Here is a 14,464-nt window from a genome sequence, read left to right as displayed (position 1 = left end):
CGTTCTCCCAATGTCGGGTCGCCCTTTCCCGCCTCGGAACAGCGTAAGAGCTTCAACCCCCGGAACGGCAGAGTTTCGCGGCAATTCGGCCGAAGCGATGGGAGCAATGCGGCAGATGGTACAAGCGATACCTATTACCATCCATACCCATGACGGAACCCTCCGGCGGCGGCGGTGAGAGGCAGGGACGTCCGGTGGTGGTCCCCGCCATCGCCCTGGTGGCGCTCACCGCCCTCGGCATCATCGCCCTGCTGGGCGGGCTCGACGAGGCTCCCGACGCCCCGAAGCCGCTCGGCCAGGGGGCGGTGCTGGACCAGGGCATGTACATGACCAAGTTCGTCGAGTCGCGGGTGAAGGTGGAGAAGGCCGAGTTCTCCTTCGACGACGACAAGCGCTTCGTCGAGCTCGTCTTCGACGTCACCAACAAGACCGACGAGACCGCCAGGGTCGGGATGCCGCCCGAGCAGCCCGAGCGGGCGTTCGCGCTCACCAGCTTCGCGGGCTCGCTCGTCAGGATCAGCCCCGCCTTCTCCAAGGAGTCGGGGCCGTTCACGTTCGCGCTGCTCAAGGGCGACGAGTCGCAGCAGCTCCAGCCGGACGTCCCGACGCAGGTCGTCGTCAGGTACCGGCTCAAGGCGGGCGAGCGGCCGCCGGACAAGGTCACCATCGACGTCGCCTCCTTCGAGGAGGGGACCAGCTTCCTCAACGCCGCCCCCCAGTGGGAGATGGTGTCCGAGCAGGTCGGCGAGAAGTTCCTCCCCGAGATCAAGGCCCGGGTGACGTTGCCCGTCAGGCAGGAGGCCGGCGCGTGACCGCCACCGAGCCCCGCGCCACCGCGCTCGCCGCGCCCGGCGGGCCGCCGGCCGGCCGCCGCCCCGGTCTCGGCCCGCGGCTGCTCGCCGCGGCGGCCGGGGTGCTGCTGATCGCGGGCGCGATGGGCCTGCAGACGCTCAAACTGGGGCAGACCGAGGTCTCCGGCCCGATCGTCTACACCGGCTCCAAGGGCGAGGACGTCGACGCCCGCCGGTTCACCCTCCGGCTCGACTCGATCGCCGCCGCGAAGGCCCTCCAGGGCTCGTCCAAGACCCTCGCCACGGACCACGTCTTCCTCGTCCTCGCCGTCTCCGCCAAGTCGAGTCTGAAGCCGTACCATCTGGCGATGCCCATGCTGGTCACCGCCGACGGCAAGCGCTTCGAGGCGAGCGACCGGGTGGACAGGGCCGTCACGCTGTCGAACACCTTCGTGCAGCCGGACATCTGGGTGCGCGGCCGGTTCTACTTCGAGGTGCCGGCGTCGGCGCTGCCGGGGGCGAGCGCGCTGTTCAGCCTGCCGCAGCAGGGCGTGGTGGTGGAGCCCTACCAGCCGCAGGTGGAGATCGACCTCGGTCTGGACGACGAGGGCGCGCGCAAGCTCGTGGCCTCGGCCCAGGACGTCTACCCGACCGTCAAGAAGTGATCGCCGCATGAGCACGAACGAGCGTGACTGGTTCTCGCCGGAGCAGCAGCCGCAGCCGCCGCAGCAGGGCTGGGTCCCGGCCCCCGAGGGCTACACCGGGCAGCACGCCCGGCCGCCGGGCCCCCGCCATGCCGTGCCACGGCCTCCCAGCCCCCCTGCGGGCGCTCCCGCGCCGCCGAGCGGATGGCAGGGGGCGCCGTACGACACCCGGCAGGCCAGGCCGCCGGTGCGGGCCCCGCATCCGGACCAGCAGGTGTGGCCGCCGGCCGCCCGGCAGCAGGGAAGCTCGACGCAGCCCATCCCGGTCGTCCCCGGCGCCCCGGCCGCCCGGCCGTGGCCGCCCCAGGGCCTCCCGCCCCAGCCCGCGCCCACCGGACAGCACGCCGGACAGCACGCCGCTGGAGCCGGGAAGCCGCGCCGCCGCCTCCTCGTCGCCGGCGCCGCCGTGGCGGTCTCGCTGCTCACCGTCGCGGTCAACCTGTACGACACCCACGCCTTCTACGAGCAGCAGATCACCCGCGGCATGAACCACATCGAGACCGTCGTCCCCGCAGGGCAGCCCGGCAAGGCGTACGACACCGAGTGGCGGGTCGCCGTCGCCCCGACGAAGCCCCCCGAGGGCAACAAGCACGGCCCCGACGTGACCTGGATGAAGGTCGACATCACCAAGAGGGTCGTGGACGCGGCCGCCGCCACCATGATCGCCGAGCCGAACAACGTGAAGTTCACGGACCGGGCCGGCCGCGAGTGGACGGTCCCGATCGAGCCCGTCGGCGACCGCCCGCTGGAACGGCTGGAGGTGGGCAGGGACTACCGGATCCAGGGCCTGGCGATCGTCCCGACGGCCGTGGCGGACGAGGTCGAGCTGTCGTTCGAGCCGAGCAACTACCGCTCGGACACCCCGACGGAGGACCTGTTCGACCGGGAGAAGATGGAGGCGCTGGGCGTGGACGTGTACGTGCTGCGGTTCAGACGTCGGTGAGCGGCAGGCCGCGCAGCCGCGCCCGGGTGGCGGCCAGATCGTACGTCGCCGCCAGCAGCGCCATCGTCAGCACGGTCACGACCGTCTCGCGCACGAAGATCAGCGGTACGTCCTGGTAGACCCACACCCATTCCTCGCGGGAGCCGAAGAGCCCCACCACGGCGCGCTGCGCGTGCTCGCCGCCCACCGAGAGCGCCACGTAGCACAGGCACATCATGCCGAACAGCGGGAAGCCGCTCCTGAACACGAGCCGCAGCGAGTTCGCGAGCGGCAGCCAGCGGTCCCTGAAGCCGCTGGTGAGCCGGTCGAACGACTTCTGGGTGAGGTCGTGGCTGCCCTCCAGCCGCTCCACGCCCTTCTCCAGCCGGGTCCCCTTGACCAGGACGCGGGTCTCGTCGGAGTAGGCGCCGAAGACGAGCATCGCCACGGTGAGCCAGGCCAGCGGCACGGCGACGGCGTCGATGAACAGCGGCCAGACGTCGCCGAACCCGTCGGTGATCGCGGCCCAGACCGGGACGGTCTCCTTCGCCGAGGACAGGACCTCCTCGGTGCCCGCGACGACGCTGCGGTGCTCCACCCACTCGGCGCGGGCGTCGGCGAAGGCCACGGTGGCGTTCAGCCCGTAGAAGACGAACGCGAACTCGGAGAAGGCGCCCAGGAACCCGTAGAAGCCGCTCCTGCCCTTCTCCACGGCCTTGGCGAAGAGCCACTTCAGCCCGAAGGTGACGACCATCGCGCCGAGCGAGACGCGCCAGTCGAGGTCGACGAGCCCGCGCCCGACGTCGGTGCTCTCGCCGAACCACGACGCCGTCATCTGCTCGTCGATGTGGTGGAACATGTCCATCTGGTAGACGTCCCTGGCGTCCTCGATCTGGAAGCCCCAGGCGAGGTAGAGGACGGCGAAGGCGGGCGCGACCCGGTCGAGGGCGCGGAAGAACGGCTCCTCCGCCATGCCCTCCCCGGCCCTGGCGCGCATCTCCCAGAGCGCGCCGCGCAGCGCGTGCAGCATGCCGGTGGTGACCACCATCGCGGTCAGGACGATGAACGTGAGCAGCGTCATGACGAGGACCAGGCGGACCTGGCGCCATTCGCCGTAGGCGACCTCGCTGGCGCCGTAGAGGAGCGCGTAGCGGGCCGCCTCGCCGGCGGCGAACCAGAGGATCAGGGGCAGCGCGCACTTCCCCGCCAGCCGCAGCGCGTGCAGGGGCAGCGAGTACGGCGACGGCATCCGCTGAGCCGGCGTCGGCCCGGACGGTGCCATCACGCCTGTCGAACCGGACATCTGTGGAATCGTAGCGGCCTGTCCCTTGTGTCGCAGCAGCAACCTCGGAAACGTGACGGCCCGCGGCCGGGTGACAACTCGCTAGTCCCCCGTACGCAGCCGGGCTCCACGGGTGGAGCATGAGCGCATGGAACCGCTCCCCGCGTTCGACACCGACCCTCGCGCGGTGGGAGATCGGCTGCGGCGGCTGCGTCAGGAGCGCGGCGTCTCCATCTCCGAGCTCGCCGACCGGGCCGGCATCGGCAAGGACGCGCTCTCCGGCGTCGAGTCGGGCGTCCGCAGCCCGACGCTCGAAACGCTCTGGGCCATCACCGCCCAGCTCGGCGTGCCGATCGGGGCCATACTCGAACCGCCGCCCGAGCCGCAGATCATGCGCGGCACGGCCATGGAGGCCGAACTGCTGGAAGTCTTCGAGGACGACCGCGTCATCTACGAGCTCTACCGGGTGCGCGTGCCGCCCGGCCTCACCCAGACCAGCCCCGCCCACCACGAAGGCGTCACCGAGCACGTGACGGTCTTCACCGGCACGCTCAGCGCCGGGCCGCTCAAGGAGCCGCTGACGGCCGGCCCGGGCGACCACATCTCCTGGCGCTCCGACGTGATCCACGGCTACCGGGCGCACGGCCCCGACCTCGTCCGGGCCACGCTGCTCATGCGCTACCCGGTCAAGCCCTGACACGCGGAAGGGCCCGCGCCGGAGACCGGCGCGGGCCCTTGCCCGAAGAGATTCAGACGGCGACCGCGAGCTGGGCGACCTCGCCCAGCCTGGCCTCCACCTGCACGTCCCTGGTGACGCCGCCGCCCGCGATGATGCGGACGGTCCAGTCGCCGGGGGCGGCGAAGAAGCGGAAGACGCCGTCCTCGGACACCACGACCTCGCCGGTGAACTCGCCGGAGCGGTCGAGCAGGCGGGCGTAGGCGGTGCTCGCGCCGGTCACCACGCCCTGGATCACGGCCTGGTTGGACAGATCGATGCCGGCGGGCAGCGCCACGGTCTGCTCCGGCGCTCCGCAACCCTGTGCGCTCATCAGCGGGCCTCCCCCAGCTCGATCGGCACGCCCACGAGCGAGCCGTACTCGGTCCACGAACCGTCGTAGTTCTTCACGTTCGCCTGGCCGAGGATCTCGTGCAGCACGAACCAGGTGTGCGCCGACCGCTCGCCGATGCGGCAGTAGGCGATGGTGTCCTTGCCGAAGTCGACGCCCGCGTCCTGGTAGAGGGTGCGCAGAGCGTCGTCGGACTTGAAGGTGCCGTCGTCGTTGGCCGCCTTGGACCACGGGATGTTGCGGGCCGTCGGCACGTGGCCGCCGCGCTGCGCCGCCTCCTGCGGAAGGTGGGCCGGGGCCAGCAGCTTGCCGGTGAACTCGTCGGGCGAGCGCACGTCGACCAGGTTGAGCTTGCCGATGGCGTTGACCACGTCGTCGCGGAAGGCGCGGATGGAGGAGTCCTGCTCCTGGGCGACGTATTGGGTCTTGGGCCGCTCGGGGACGTCCTTGACCAGCTCGCGCGAGTCGAGCTCCCACTTCTTGCGCCCGCCGTCGAGCAGCTTGACGTTCTCGTGGCCGTAGAGCTTGAAGTACCAGTAGGCGTAGGCGGCGAACCAGTTGTTGTTGCCGCCGTACAGCACCACGGTGTCGTCGTTGGAGATGCCTCGGTCGGACAGCAGGGCCTCGAAACCGGTCTTGTCCACGAAGTCGCGGCGGACCGGGTCCTGCAGGTCCGTCTGCCAGTCGATCTTCACAGCGCCACGGATGTGGCCGCTGTCGTAGGCGCTGACGTCCTCGTCGACCTCGACGAAGACGACTCCGGGCGTGTCGAGGTTGGCCTCGACCCAGTCGGCGTCCACCAGTGCGGCGGAGCGGCTCATTGGGAAACCTCCATGTTGGCGGCGGGCAGTAGACGGCGAATATGCGGGTACGTGGCGCAGCCGAGGCTGGATCCCGAGGGGCTGGATCCCGAGGCTGCGTTGAGGATCTTCGTGGGGAGCTCCCGCGGGTCACACGCCGCCGCAGGCACCCGGAAGCGCCCCGTCAGGGTGACGAGGGCGACGGTCGGGGTCGTGATCGGCGCACGGAGGCGCGACGGTGGAAAGACGGCACGCATCGCGGGATGCTCCTGAAGGGTCGATTGGGGCGGATCCGGTGATCCGCGCTAGATCGTCCTCAGGCAGCGCGACAGAGCGCGGTGGCCACGCGGCAGAAATCAACCGCGCGCCGCTTCGTGAGCAGCTCTGTCGAAGGGGTCATAGCCAAGACACTACTCGGCGTCTCGCCATCTGTCACATCTCGTCCGGTTGATGAGACGGTTCGGGGATCAACGCCCCCGCGAGCGCCACCAGGACGTCGGCCTTGCGCGGCTGCCCGGCGGCCCGCCTGACGATCCGTCCGGCGCCGTCGAGCACGAGCACCGTCGGCGTCGCGGTGACGCCGAGCCGGCGCACCAGGTCGAGCCGGGACTCCGCGTCCACCTCGACGTGCCGCACGCCGGGCACGAGCGCGCTCACGTCGGCGAGCACCCGCCTGGTCGCCCGGCACGGCTGGCAGAACGCGGTGGAGAACTGCACCAGCGTCGCCCGCTCGCCGAGGGCGGCCCCGAGGTCCCCCTCGGACAACGAACCCGTCACGCCACGTGCAACCGGCGCGGCCCGCGATTGCTTCCCGCCCTCCGCCTACCTCCCGGGCACCCTGACCCGGACCAGCACCTCTCCCGTGCGGTCGTCGAGCACGTCGAAGCGGACGATGCCGGCGAGCGGCAGCGCGGTCGTGGTCTTGAAGGCGTCTCGCTCCTCCTGGCCGCCGACGACCCAGCCGTCCGTGACGTCCCGCCGCCCGCCCGCGCCCACGACGCGGACCCGGCAGGAGGTGCCGGCCGGCACGCCGCGCAGGCTCACGGCCAGTTCGGCGCCGTCGTCCGCGGGCCAGGCCAGGATCGTGGCGTGGTAGCCGTCGGCGGCGTTCTCGCCGGTGAACTCGGGGCCCGCCACCGCCTGCTTCCGCTGCTTCGTGGGGTAGGCGGACGGGCTGGGGAGGGCGTTGCGCTCGGCGGTCGCGCCCAGGTCGCCGGTCTGCTCGCCGTTCGGGTCGGAGAGCGGCGCGGGCTGCTCGGCCGCGGAGGCCGCCGGGTCGGAGGCGGAGGCGGCTGAGTCGGAGGCGGTCTCCCGCTCCGGCGCGCTCGCCGTGATCGGTTGCGGCCCGCCGCCGGTCACGGCCGTCCAGACCGCGCCGCCGGCCACCAGCGCCGCGACGGACGCGGCCGACAGCAGCAGCATCCGGCCGCGCCTGCTGCGCCGGGCGCGGTCGTCGAGCAGCCGGTCCAGCACCCGGCGCGGCGGGCTGGCGACCAGCTCGACGTCCCGCTCCGACACCTTGCCGAGGAACGAGGTGACGTCCTCCAGCTCCAGCAGTTCGGCGGCGCACGCCTCGCACGTCGCCAGGTGGCGGTCCACTTCCAGCGCCTCCTCGGGGTCGAGCGCGCCGAGCGCCCGCACCCCCAGGGACATCCGCACCTCCTCGCAGGTCATCACGGCGCCAGCCCCCGCTCCTCCAGAGCGAGCTTGAGCGCGCGCAGCGCGTAGTAGGTGCGCGACTTGACCGTCCCCGGCGGAATGCCCAGCGTGGCCGACGCCTCCTTCACCGATCGCCCCCGGTAGTAGACCTCCATCAGCACCTCGCGGTGCTCGGGCCGCAGCGCCGCCAGCGCCTCGGCCACCGCCCACGACTCGACGGCGCGCTCCAGCTCGTCCTCGGCCGGCACGACGGTGAGCGCCTCGTCGCTGATCTCCGGCGGCCTGGCCTTCCTGGCGCGGTGCTGGTCCACCACGAGGTTACGGGCCACCGTGAACAGCCACGCCCTGATCGGCCGGTCGGTGAGCGCGTCGGGATGGCGCCAGGCCCGCAGCAGCGTCTCCTGCACCACGTCCTCCGCCCTTCCCGAGTCGCCGGTCAGTCGCAGCACGTAGCCGTAGAGCGGCCCCGCGTGCTCGTCGAAGAGGGTCCTCACGAGTTCCTCGTCGGCGGTCCCGGCTGCGCTCACGCCCTCATCACGTACGGCGGGGCGGATCGGTTCAGGCTCATCCACGGAGCGGCACGTCAGACGCTTCGGCGGTGAACTCCAATCCGTCGGGCACGCTCCTGACCCCGGTCACCTTCACGTCGAAGGGCAGCTCGCCCTCGAACGGGATCGAGTACGAGACGAACTGCGCGAGCGCGGCGGGCACGCCCTCGATCTTCTCGGCCTGCAGCCTGATCTGCCCGTCGGTCACCTGGACCCGCAGCTCGGCGTCGAACTTCACCTTGTTCGCCCCCACCGTCACCTCGCCCGACGCGGTGAGCCGCTCCCCGTTGCCGCCGATCTTGACGCCTCGGGGGGCGTACTTGTCGATCGTGGCCCTGGTGAGGGTGCCGCTGACGGTGAGGCGGCCGGCCCGGATGTCGGCCCTGTTCTGCAGGACGTCGGCGAGCGGCGCGGTCACGTCGTAGGCGGCGCCCCGCAGGTTCTTCACCGGCACGCCGCCGTAGGTGAGCGTGCCGAGGTCGAACCGCACCTCGGGATAGCGCCCGCTGACGGCCTGGGTGAGGAAGGGGATGCCCTCGATGGTGACCGTGGGCGTGCCGGAGAGGTCGGCGGCGGCCGCGAGGCGGTTGGAGAGGTCGCGCTCGACCCCTGCGGCCGCGACGCGGTCGACGGCGACAAGGAGAATGACCAGCACGATCAGGAAAACGATCAGCTTGCGCATGGGGCTCCCTGTGCAGGCGGGGGTACGAGCCTATCGATCAGAACCTCTCATTCCCCCACGAAGCGGATGATCACCCGCCGGCGAAAGGCGGCAGCACCTCGACGGTGACGCCGTCGCCGAGCGTGACCTCGTCGTGCGGGCGCCTGCCCACCGGGGCTCCGTCGACCAGGAACGAGCAGCGCCGCACCACCCTCTCCAGCTCCGCCCGGCCCGCTGTGATTTTCGTCATCAGCTCACCGAGCGTGACCGCCTCGAACGGCTCCTCGGCGACACCTGCCGCTTCCTTGGCCGCCGCCCAATACCGTATTTTTCCAGTGGCCATTTGATCCTCACAATCCTTACCGGACCATTGTGCGCCGTCCTTAACAAGGTTGTTTCAAGAGACGCGCTGTTCACTTGCTGGACCCGCAATGGACGGGTCTTACTCGTGGGATATCCTCACTCACAGGACCTGGGCGACGTAGCCCCCGGGTCCTTGCGTGTTTGAGGAGGCCGTAATGAGCAACCTGCTCCTGCTGACCAACGCCCTCGAGCCGTCGTCCGAGGTGCTCCCGGCACTGGGGTTGCTGCTCCACTCGGTCCGCGTGGCGCCCGCAGAGGCGTCCGCGCTCATCGACACGCCCCCCGCCGACGCCGTCATCGTGGACGCGCGCAGGGAGCTCGTCCAGGCCAAGAGCCTGTGCCGGCTGATCCGCACCACCGGCATCGACTGCCCGCTGCTGGTGATCGTCACCGAGGGCGGCCTCGCCGCCATGACCGCCGAGTGGGGCGTCGACGACGTCCTCCTCGACAGCGCCGGCCCGGCCGAGGTCGAGGCGCGGCTGCGCATGGCGACCGGCCGCATCAACCAGGCCGCCGCCGAGGACGTGCCCGACGAGATCCGCAGCGGCGACCTGTCCATCGACGAGGCCACCTACACCGCACGACTGCGCGGCCGGGTGCTCGACCTCACCTTCAAGGAGTTCGAGCTGCTGAAATACCTCGCGCAGCACCCGGGCCGGGTCTTCACCCGCGCCCAGCTCCTCCAGGAGGTCTGGGGCTACGACTACTTCGGCGGCACCCGCACGGTCGACGTGCACGTCCGGCGGCTGCGCGCCAAGCTCGGCACCGAGTACGAGTCCCTGATCGGAACGGTCCGCAACGTCGGCTACCGCTTCGTCCCCGACCGGAGCGACACCGCCGCCGTGTGAGGGCAGATCTCCCGGCATTGACAGCGGGGCCGCCTGATGTGACACATTGGTGGTCAATCCGTTCAGCAAGTGTCAGGCCGAGGACACCGCCGTCCGACGATGGGTGGTGTCGGGGTGCAGTCGTTCAGGTCGCTGGTGGACGAGGGCGTCCGGCCGCGCGTGTTCCGGCGTAACGAGACCGTCTGCTCCCCGTTGCGGGCCCCTCACCACGTCTACGTCATCGACTACGGCTACGCCCGCGAATACACCCCGGGCGGCGACCGCGAGTCCCTCCACGACCTGCGCGGCGACGGCGACCTCATCGGCGAGCTGGCCTTCTGGAGCCCCGCCGAACGGGTCAGGGTGGACGCGCTGACCGAGCTGCGGGCCTGGCCGATCGACCTGCGGCGGCTGCGCGAGCACGCCGCCGCCAGCCCCGCCGTCGCGACCGCGCTGGTGCAGGAGCTGTTCACCAGGCACGTCGCCGCCCGCCGGCACGAGGCCCTGGCCCGCGCCCCCGTCGCCGTCCGGCTCGCGGTGTGGCTGCTGCACCTCGACGAGCGGTACGGGCTCGCCTCGGAGTCGGCGCCGCCGCTGTCCATGGAGACCCTGGCCGACCTGGTCGGCAGCTCGCCCGACGTGGTGCAGCGCCGGCTCCAGCAGTGGACGCGGCGCGGCTGGCTGGTCCGCCCCGGCTACCGGCGGCTGCGCGTGGAGGACCCGCCCGCGCTGCGGGCCGCCGCCGGCGACTGGGAACACCTGTCGGCGCCGTTCACCGGCCGGGTGACCCCGTTCCTGACCCGGCCGGGCGCGCCCGCGGAGCCGCTGCCGGTCGGCGAGCTGCCGAAACCCCGCCAGCTCCCCGCCGACGTACCCGACTTCACCGGCCGCCAGCAGAGCCTCGACCTGCTCACCGCCTGGCTGGACCGGCCCCGCCGCACCAGCACCATGGTCGTCCAGGGCCTGCCCGGCGTCGGCAAGACCGCGCTGGTCACGCACTGGGGGCACCTGCACGCCGGCCGCTTCCCCGACGGCCAGATCGTCATCGACCTGCGCGGGCAGTCGCCCAGCCAGCCGCCGATGAGCGCGGTCGAGGCGCTCGGCCAGATCCTGCGTTCGCTCGGCGTCGGCGAGCCCGCCGCCGACGAGGCCGAGCTCATGCTGCTCTACCGCACCAGGACCGCCGGGCGCAGACTGCTGCTCATCCTCGACAACGCCGCCGACGCCGCCCAGGTGCGCCCGCTGCTGCCGGGCGGCAAGGACTGCGTGGTGCTGGTGACCAGCCGCACCCGGATGGCGCCGCTGCGCGCGACCGGCCACGCCGACCTCATGGACCTGCCCGTGCTCGACCCGGGCAACGCGGTCGCGCTGCTGGTGGGGGTGCTCGGGAACGGCTCGCCGCGGGCGGCCGGCCGGGACGCGCTCGCCGAGCTGGCCCGGGTGTGCTCCTACCATCCGTTCGCGCTGCGGATCTCGGCCGCCAAGCTGGCCGAGAACCCCGGCATGAGCGTCGAGGAGCGGATATCGGAGCTGCGCCGGCCCGGCCGCGTGCTGGTGGGCGATCCGGAGGAGGCGTTCCGGTCGGCGCTCGACCTCGCGTACGAGTCGCTGAGCCCGGCCCAGCGGCGGGCCTTCCGGCACGTGGGGCTGCTGCCGGGGCGCGACTTCACCCCGCAGGTGCTGGCCGCCGCGCTGGGAGTGCCGGTGGCAGAGGCCGTCGCGGCCGTCGAGGGGCTGCACCGGGCGTACCTGGTGGAGCCGCTGCCGGGGCCGCGCTACCGGGTGCACGACCTGGTCAAGCGGCTGGCCAGGGAGCTGGGCCGGCACGCGGAGGCGGGCGTGCGCGAGGCGCGGGCGCGGCTGCTCGACCACTACCTGGCGGTCGCCGGCGATCCCGCGACGCCGCGCGAGTGGTTCGAGGCCGAGCGGCGCTCGCTGGTGTCGGCCGTACGGCTGGCCGAGGAGAGCGGCGCGTACGGGATGGCGTGGCGGCTGGCCGAGGCCGTGTTCGCGCCGTTCCGCCGGCTCAGCTTCTACGAGAACAACCTGGAGATCCAGCAGTCCGGCCTCACCTCCGCCCTGCAGATCGGCAACCGGCGGGCGATCGCGCTCATGCGCGGCAACCTCGGCTCCATCCACCGCGACATCGGCCCGTCCACGCTCGCCGCCCGCTTCATCGGCGAGGCGCTCGCCGACCACACCTCGCTCGGCGACGACGTCGGCCGGGCCCGCGCGCTCATCGACCTGGCCGAGGTGTACGGCATCGCGGGCAAGGTCGAGGACGCGCTCCGCCGCGCCGGCGAGGCCCTGGACCTGTACGGCGAGATCGGCGACCGGCCCGGCGTGGCGGCCTGCCTGCACACGCTGTCCCGGCTGCACCTGTCGCAGGAGCGTTACGAGCCGGCGCGCACGTACGCCCGCCAGGCCCTCGCCGTACGCGCGGAGCTGGGCGACCGGCGCGGCACCGCGCAGAGCCTCATCCTGCTGGCCCGCGTCCAGCGCGACCTGGGCGAGCCGGAGGCGGCCCTGTCGGAGGGCCTGGAGGCGCTGTCGATCTGCCAGGAGCTGGGCGACGAGCAGGCCGAGGCCGAGACCCTGCTCTGCCTGGCCGAGATCTACGACCTGCTGCGCCTGCCGCACGACGCCCGGCGCGACGCCGAGCGGGCGCTGGCCGGCTACACCGCCGCCGGCGACCACCACGGCAGCGGCCGGGCCCTGTGCGCGCTCGGCCGCGTCGCCCGCAACGGCTCCCGGTACGACGAGGCCCTGGCCTGCTACGAGCAGGCGCTCACGGTGCAGGTGGAGCTCCACCACGAGCAGGGGAAAGCCGAGACGCTGGCCGACATCGGGCTCGTGTACTGGCGGCTGGCCGACTACCTGCGCGCCGACGACTATCTCCACCAGGCGCTGGCGATCAGCAGGGTGATCCACGACGCGCCGGGCGAGGCCCGGACGCTCAACCGGCTGGCCCGGGTGCGGCGGCGGCAGGGGCAGCCGCAGGTGGCGTTCGTGTACGCGCTGGAGGCCCTGGACATCGTGCAGGGCACCGGCAACCGGCGGGCCGAGGCGGACGTGCAGGAGACGCTGGCGTACACGTACCTGTCGCTCGGCCGGCACGCCTCCGCGCTGCGGGCGGCGCGGGCGTCGCTGGCGATCAGGGAGGAGCTGGGCGACAACAGGGCCAGCGCGCTGCTGTCGGTCGCGCAGGCCAGGCACGCGGCGGGCCGGCCTGCGGAGGCGCTCGGCCCGGCGACGGAGGCGGTCGCGCTGCAGCGGGCCGCCGGCAGCCGCGACCGGTGGGCGGCGGCGCTCACCGCCCTGGCGCTGATCCTGCTCGACCTGGACCGGCCGGCGGAGGCGCTGGAGCTGGCGCGGCAGGCCAGGGACGTGCACCAGGAGTGCGGCACGCGGCGGGACCTCGGCTGCGCGCTGCGGGCGCTCGGGCTGGTCTCGGCGCGGCTCGGCGACCGGGACGCGGCCGTCGCGTGCCTGACGGAGGCGGCGCGGACGCTGGAGGAGGTCGGGGACGTGCAGGAGGCGGACCGGGTGGCGGAAGAACTCCGGTATTTGTCGTGAATCGCCGATGAAAGTAGGGAAATCCGGGCGGTGAGGTCGCAGATCTTCGGCGGCGGCCTCGTGTTCGCTGGAGGCTTCGTCCCCACCAGCGGAGGTGATCCGGATGCTCAGGAACCAGCCACGACAGAACCAGCTACGGCGCGGTGACCTACGGTGGCTCAAGCGGCAGGCCCGTACGGACCGGCGGATCACCCTCGCGCTGCTCGCGGGCGTGGCCGCCGCCTGGGTGAGACAGGTGCCGTGGGAGGTGCCCGGCGGGGCCGAGCTGCTGCTCGGGCTCTCGGCCGGGCTGCTCCTGGTCTCCGGGTTCGCCTGGCTGAACGCCGCCTACCTGGTGACCAGGACGCTGCGCGCCCGCGGGGAGCCCGTGGAGCAGCTGCGCTGGGTCTCCAGGATCCGGCGGGGCAAGGAGTGGGCGTTCTGGGCGGCGGGGGCGTACGGCGCCTGGCACCTGCTCCAGTTCGTGACCGCGCTGCTGCTGCGCCGATGATCAGGGGCGCAGGCCGGCGCGGACGACGGCCAGCATGCGGGCACGGGCCACCGGGTCAGGGCCGGGCCGCTCGCGGGCGACGCAGGCGTTGAGCAGGGCCTTGACGTCGGCCAGCTCGACGTCGGGGCGGACCGCGCCCGCCCGCTGCGCCGCCTCCAGCAGCCCGCGCCAGGCGCCCATGACGTCGTAGCGGCCGTCGGCGGTCACCGCCTCGACGTCGAACCCGGCACCGGCCAGGGCGTCCACCAGGCCGCGGTTGGCGGCGCCGGTCTCGGCCACGCGCGCGAAGAACGCGAAGAACGCCTCGCCCGGCTCCTCGGCGGCGGCCAGCTCGTCCGCGTGCCGGACGAGCTGCTCCATGGCGTCCAGCAGGATCGCCTGGAACAGCGACTCCTTCGTCGGGAAGTGCCTGCTGACGGTGCCGGTGCCCACCCCCGCGCGGCGGGCGATCTCGTGCACGGGCACCGACAGGCCCTCGGCGGCGAACGTCTCGGCCGCCACCTCCAGGACGCGCGCCCTGTTGCGCCGGGCGTCGGCCCGCAACGGCCTGCTCATACGGCGCTCCGCTCCGGCTCCTCGGACGAACGGGATGGCCGTCCGCACAGTACACTCCAGCACGAATCCGGGCGCCCTCGTGCAGGTCGCGTAGTCCAGCGTGTCGACGTAGGGGACGGCGGGGTCGGCGAGCAGTTTCCCCCAGGGCGTCCCAGGTCACCAGCGGGGGCGGGAGGGTAGAGGGGGCCTGCCGGGGTAGCGGCCCTTGACGGGGGGAGG

16 protein-coding genes are annotated in these 14,464 nt (G+C 72.6%); 7 read left to right on the top strand and 9 right to left on the bottom strand.

All coding sequences use genetic code 11. From position 1 onward, the window contains the following. Positions 1-149: 149 nt before the first annotated feature. The 3 genes from Nocox_RS03600 to Nocox_RS03590 are packed head-to-tail and all read left to right on the top strand — an operon-like array spanning position 150 to position 2,438. Positions 150-812 carry a hypothetical protein gene (locus tag Nocox_RS03600; RefSeq protein ID WP_157383191.1) on the top strand — a complete coding sequence of 221 codons (663 nt, stop codon included), beginning with the start codon at positions 150-152 and terminating at the stop codon, positions 810-812. After that, positions 809-1,456, top strand: coding sequence for a hypothetical protein (locus Nocox_RS03595; RefSeq protein ID WP_020544697.1), 648 nt, complete (start codon positions 809-811; stop codon positions 1,454-1,456). Before Nocox_RS03600 ends, Nocox_RS03595 begins: the two co-directional genes overlap by 4 nt. A 7-nt stretch (positions 1,457-1,463) precedes the next feature. Next, positions 1,464-2,438 (top strand): hypothetical protein, encoded by a 975-nt coding sequence (locus tag Nocox_RS03590; protein ID WP_026214647.1) that lies wholly within the window; start codon positions 1,464-1,466, stop codon positions 2,436-2,438. Here the strand turns inward: Nocox_RS03590 and Nocox_RS03585 are convergent. Next, the gene (locus Nocox_RS03585) at positions 2,425-3,720 is read right to left on the bottom strand and encodes a hypothetical protein (protein WP_157383192.1); all 1,296 of its coding nucleotides are present in this window, start codon (positions 3,718-3,720) and stop codon (positions 2,425-2,427) included. The genes Nocox_RS03590 and Nocox_RS03585 overlap by 14 nt on opposite strands. Positions 3,721-3,847: 127 nt before the next feature. Here Nocox_RS03585 and Nocox_RS03580 point away from each other — a divergent pair, with 127 nt between their 5' ends. Beyond that, positions 3,848-4,396: a helix-turn-helix domain-containing protein gene (locus Nocox_RS03580; RefSeq protein WP_020544699.1), complete on the top strand. Its 549-nt coding sequence runs from the start codon at positions 3,848-3,850 to the stop codon at positions 4,394-4,396. A 52-nt stretch (positions 4,397-4,448) separates the two neighbouring features. Here Nocox_RS03580 and Nocox_RS03575 read toward each other — a convergent pair whose 3' ends face one another. From Nocox_RS03575 to Nocox_RS03545, 7 genes are all read right to left on the bottom strand, one after another. After that, positions 4,449-4,748: a DUF1416 domain-containing protein gene (locus tag Nocox_RS03575; protein WP_033409853.1), complete on the bottom strand. Its 300-nt coding sequence runs from the start codon at positions 4,746-4,748 to the stop codon at positions 4,449-4,451. Continuing rightward, on the bottom strand, positions 4,748-5,587 hold the full coding sequence (locus tag Nocox_RS03570; protein WP_020544701.1) for a sulfurtransferase: 840 nt from the start codon (positions 5,585-5,587) through the stop codon (positions 4,748-4,750). Before Nocox_RS03570 ends, Nocox_RS03575 begins: the two co-directional genes overlap by 1 nt. Positions 5,588-5,998: 411 nt before the next feature. Then, the gene (locus Nocox_RS03565) at positions 5,999-6,343 is read right to left on the bottom strand and encodes a TlpA family protein disulfide reductase (protein ID WP_026214648.1); all 345 of its coding nucleotides are present in this window, start codon (positions 6,341-6,343) and stop codon (positions 5,999-6,001) included. A gap of 45 nt (positions 6,344-6,388) precedes the next feature. After that, positions 6,389-7,240 (bottom strand): anti-sigma factor family protein, encoded by an 852-nt coding sequence (locus Nocox_RS03560; RefSeq protein ID WP_020544703.1) that lies wholly within the window; start codon positions 7,238-7,240, stop codon positions 6,389-6,391. Further along, entirely contained in the window at positions 7,240-7,752 is a 513-nt protein-coding gene (locus Nocox_RS03555) for a sigma-70 family RNA polymerase sigma factor (protein ID WP_020544704.1), read from the bottom strand. Before Nocox_RS03555 ends, Nocox_RS03560 begins: the two co-directional genes overlap by 1 nt. Before the next feature lie 37 nt (positions 7,753-7,789). After that, positions 7,790-8,455, bottom strand: coding sequence for an LmeA family phospholipid-binding protein (locus tag Nocox_RS03550; RefSeq protein WP_020544705.1), 666 nt, complete (start codon positions 8,453-8,455; stop codon positions 7,790-7,792). Between the two features lie 70 nt (positions 8,456-8,525). Continuing rightward, on the bottom strand, positions 8,526-8,777 hold the full coding sequence (locus Nocox_RS03545; RefSeq protein WP_026214649.1) for a MoaD/ThiS family protein: 252 nt from the start codon (positions 8,775-8,777) through the stop codon (positions 8,526-8,528). Between the two features lie 175 nt (positions 8,778-8,952). Here Nocox_RS03545 and Nocox_RS03540 point away from each other — a divergent pair, with 175 nt between their 5' ends. From Nocox_RS03540 to Nocox_RS03530, 3 genes are all read left to right on the top strand, one after another. Beyond that, positions 8,953-9,645: a response regulator transcription factor gene (locus Nocox_RS03540; protein WP_020544707.1), complete on the top strand. Its 693-nt coding sequence runs from the start codon at positions 8,953-8,955 to the stop codon at positions 9,643-9,645. 114 nt (positions 9,646-9,759) lie between these two features. Beyond that, on the top strand, positions 9,760-13,200 hold the full coding sequence (locus tag Nocox_RS03535; RefSeq protein WP_020544708.1) for a tetratricopeptide repeat protein: 3,441 nt from the start codon (positions 9,760-9,762) through the stop codon (positions 13,198-13,200). Positions 13,201-13,303: 103 nt separating this feature from the next. Then, on the top strand, positions 13,304-13,690 hold the full coding sequence (locus Nocox_RS03530) for a hypothetical protein (protein WP_157383194.1): 387 nt from the start codon (positions 13,304-13,306) through the stop codon (positions 13,688-13,690). Here Nocox_RS03530 and Nocox_RS03525 read toward each other — a convergent pair whose 3' ends face one another. Next, positions 13,691-14,245 (bottom strand): TetR/AcrR family transcriptional regulator, encoded by a 555-nt coding sequence (locus Nocox_RS03525; protein ID WP_033409856.1) that lies wholly within the window; start codon positions 14,243-14,245, stop codon positions 13,691-13,693. It lies immediately after the preceding gene. Between the last annotated feature and the right edge of the window lie 219 nt (positions 14,246-14,464).

Source organism: Nonomuraea coxensis DSM 45129, from assembly GCF_019397265.1.
Taxonomy (GTDB): Bacteria; Actinomycetota; Actinomycetes; order Streptosporangiales; family Streptosporangiaceae; genus Nonomuraea; species Nonomuraea coxensis.
The sequence above is the reverse complement of the archived record's forward strand: the minus strand, read 5'-3'. Positions and strand labels throughout refer to the sequence as shown.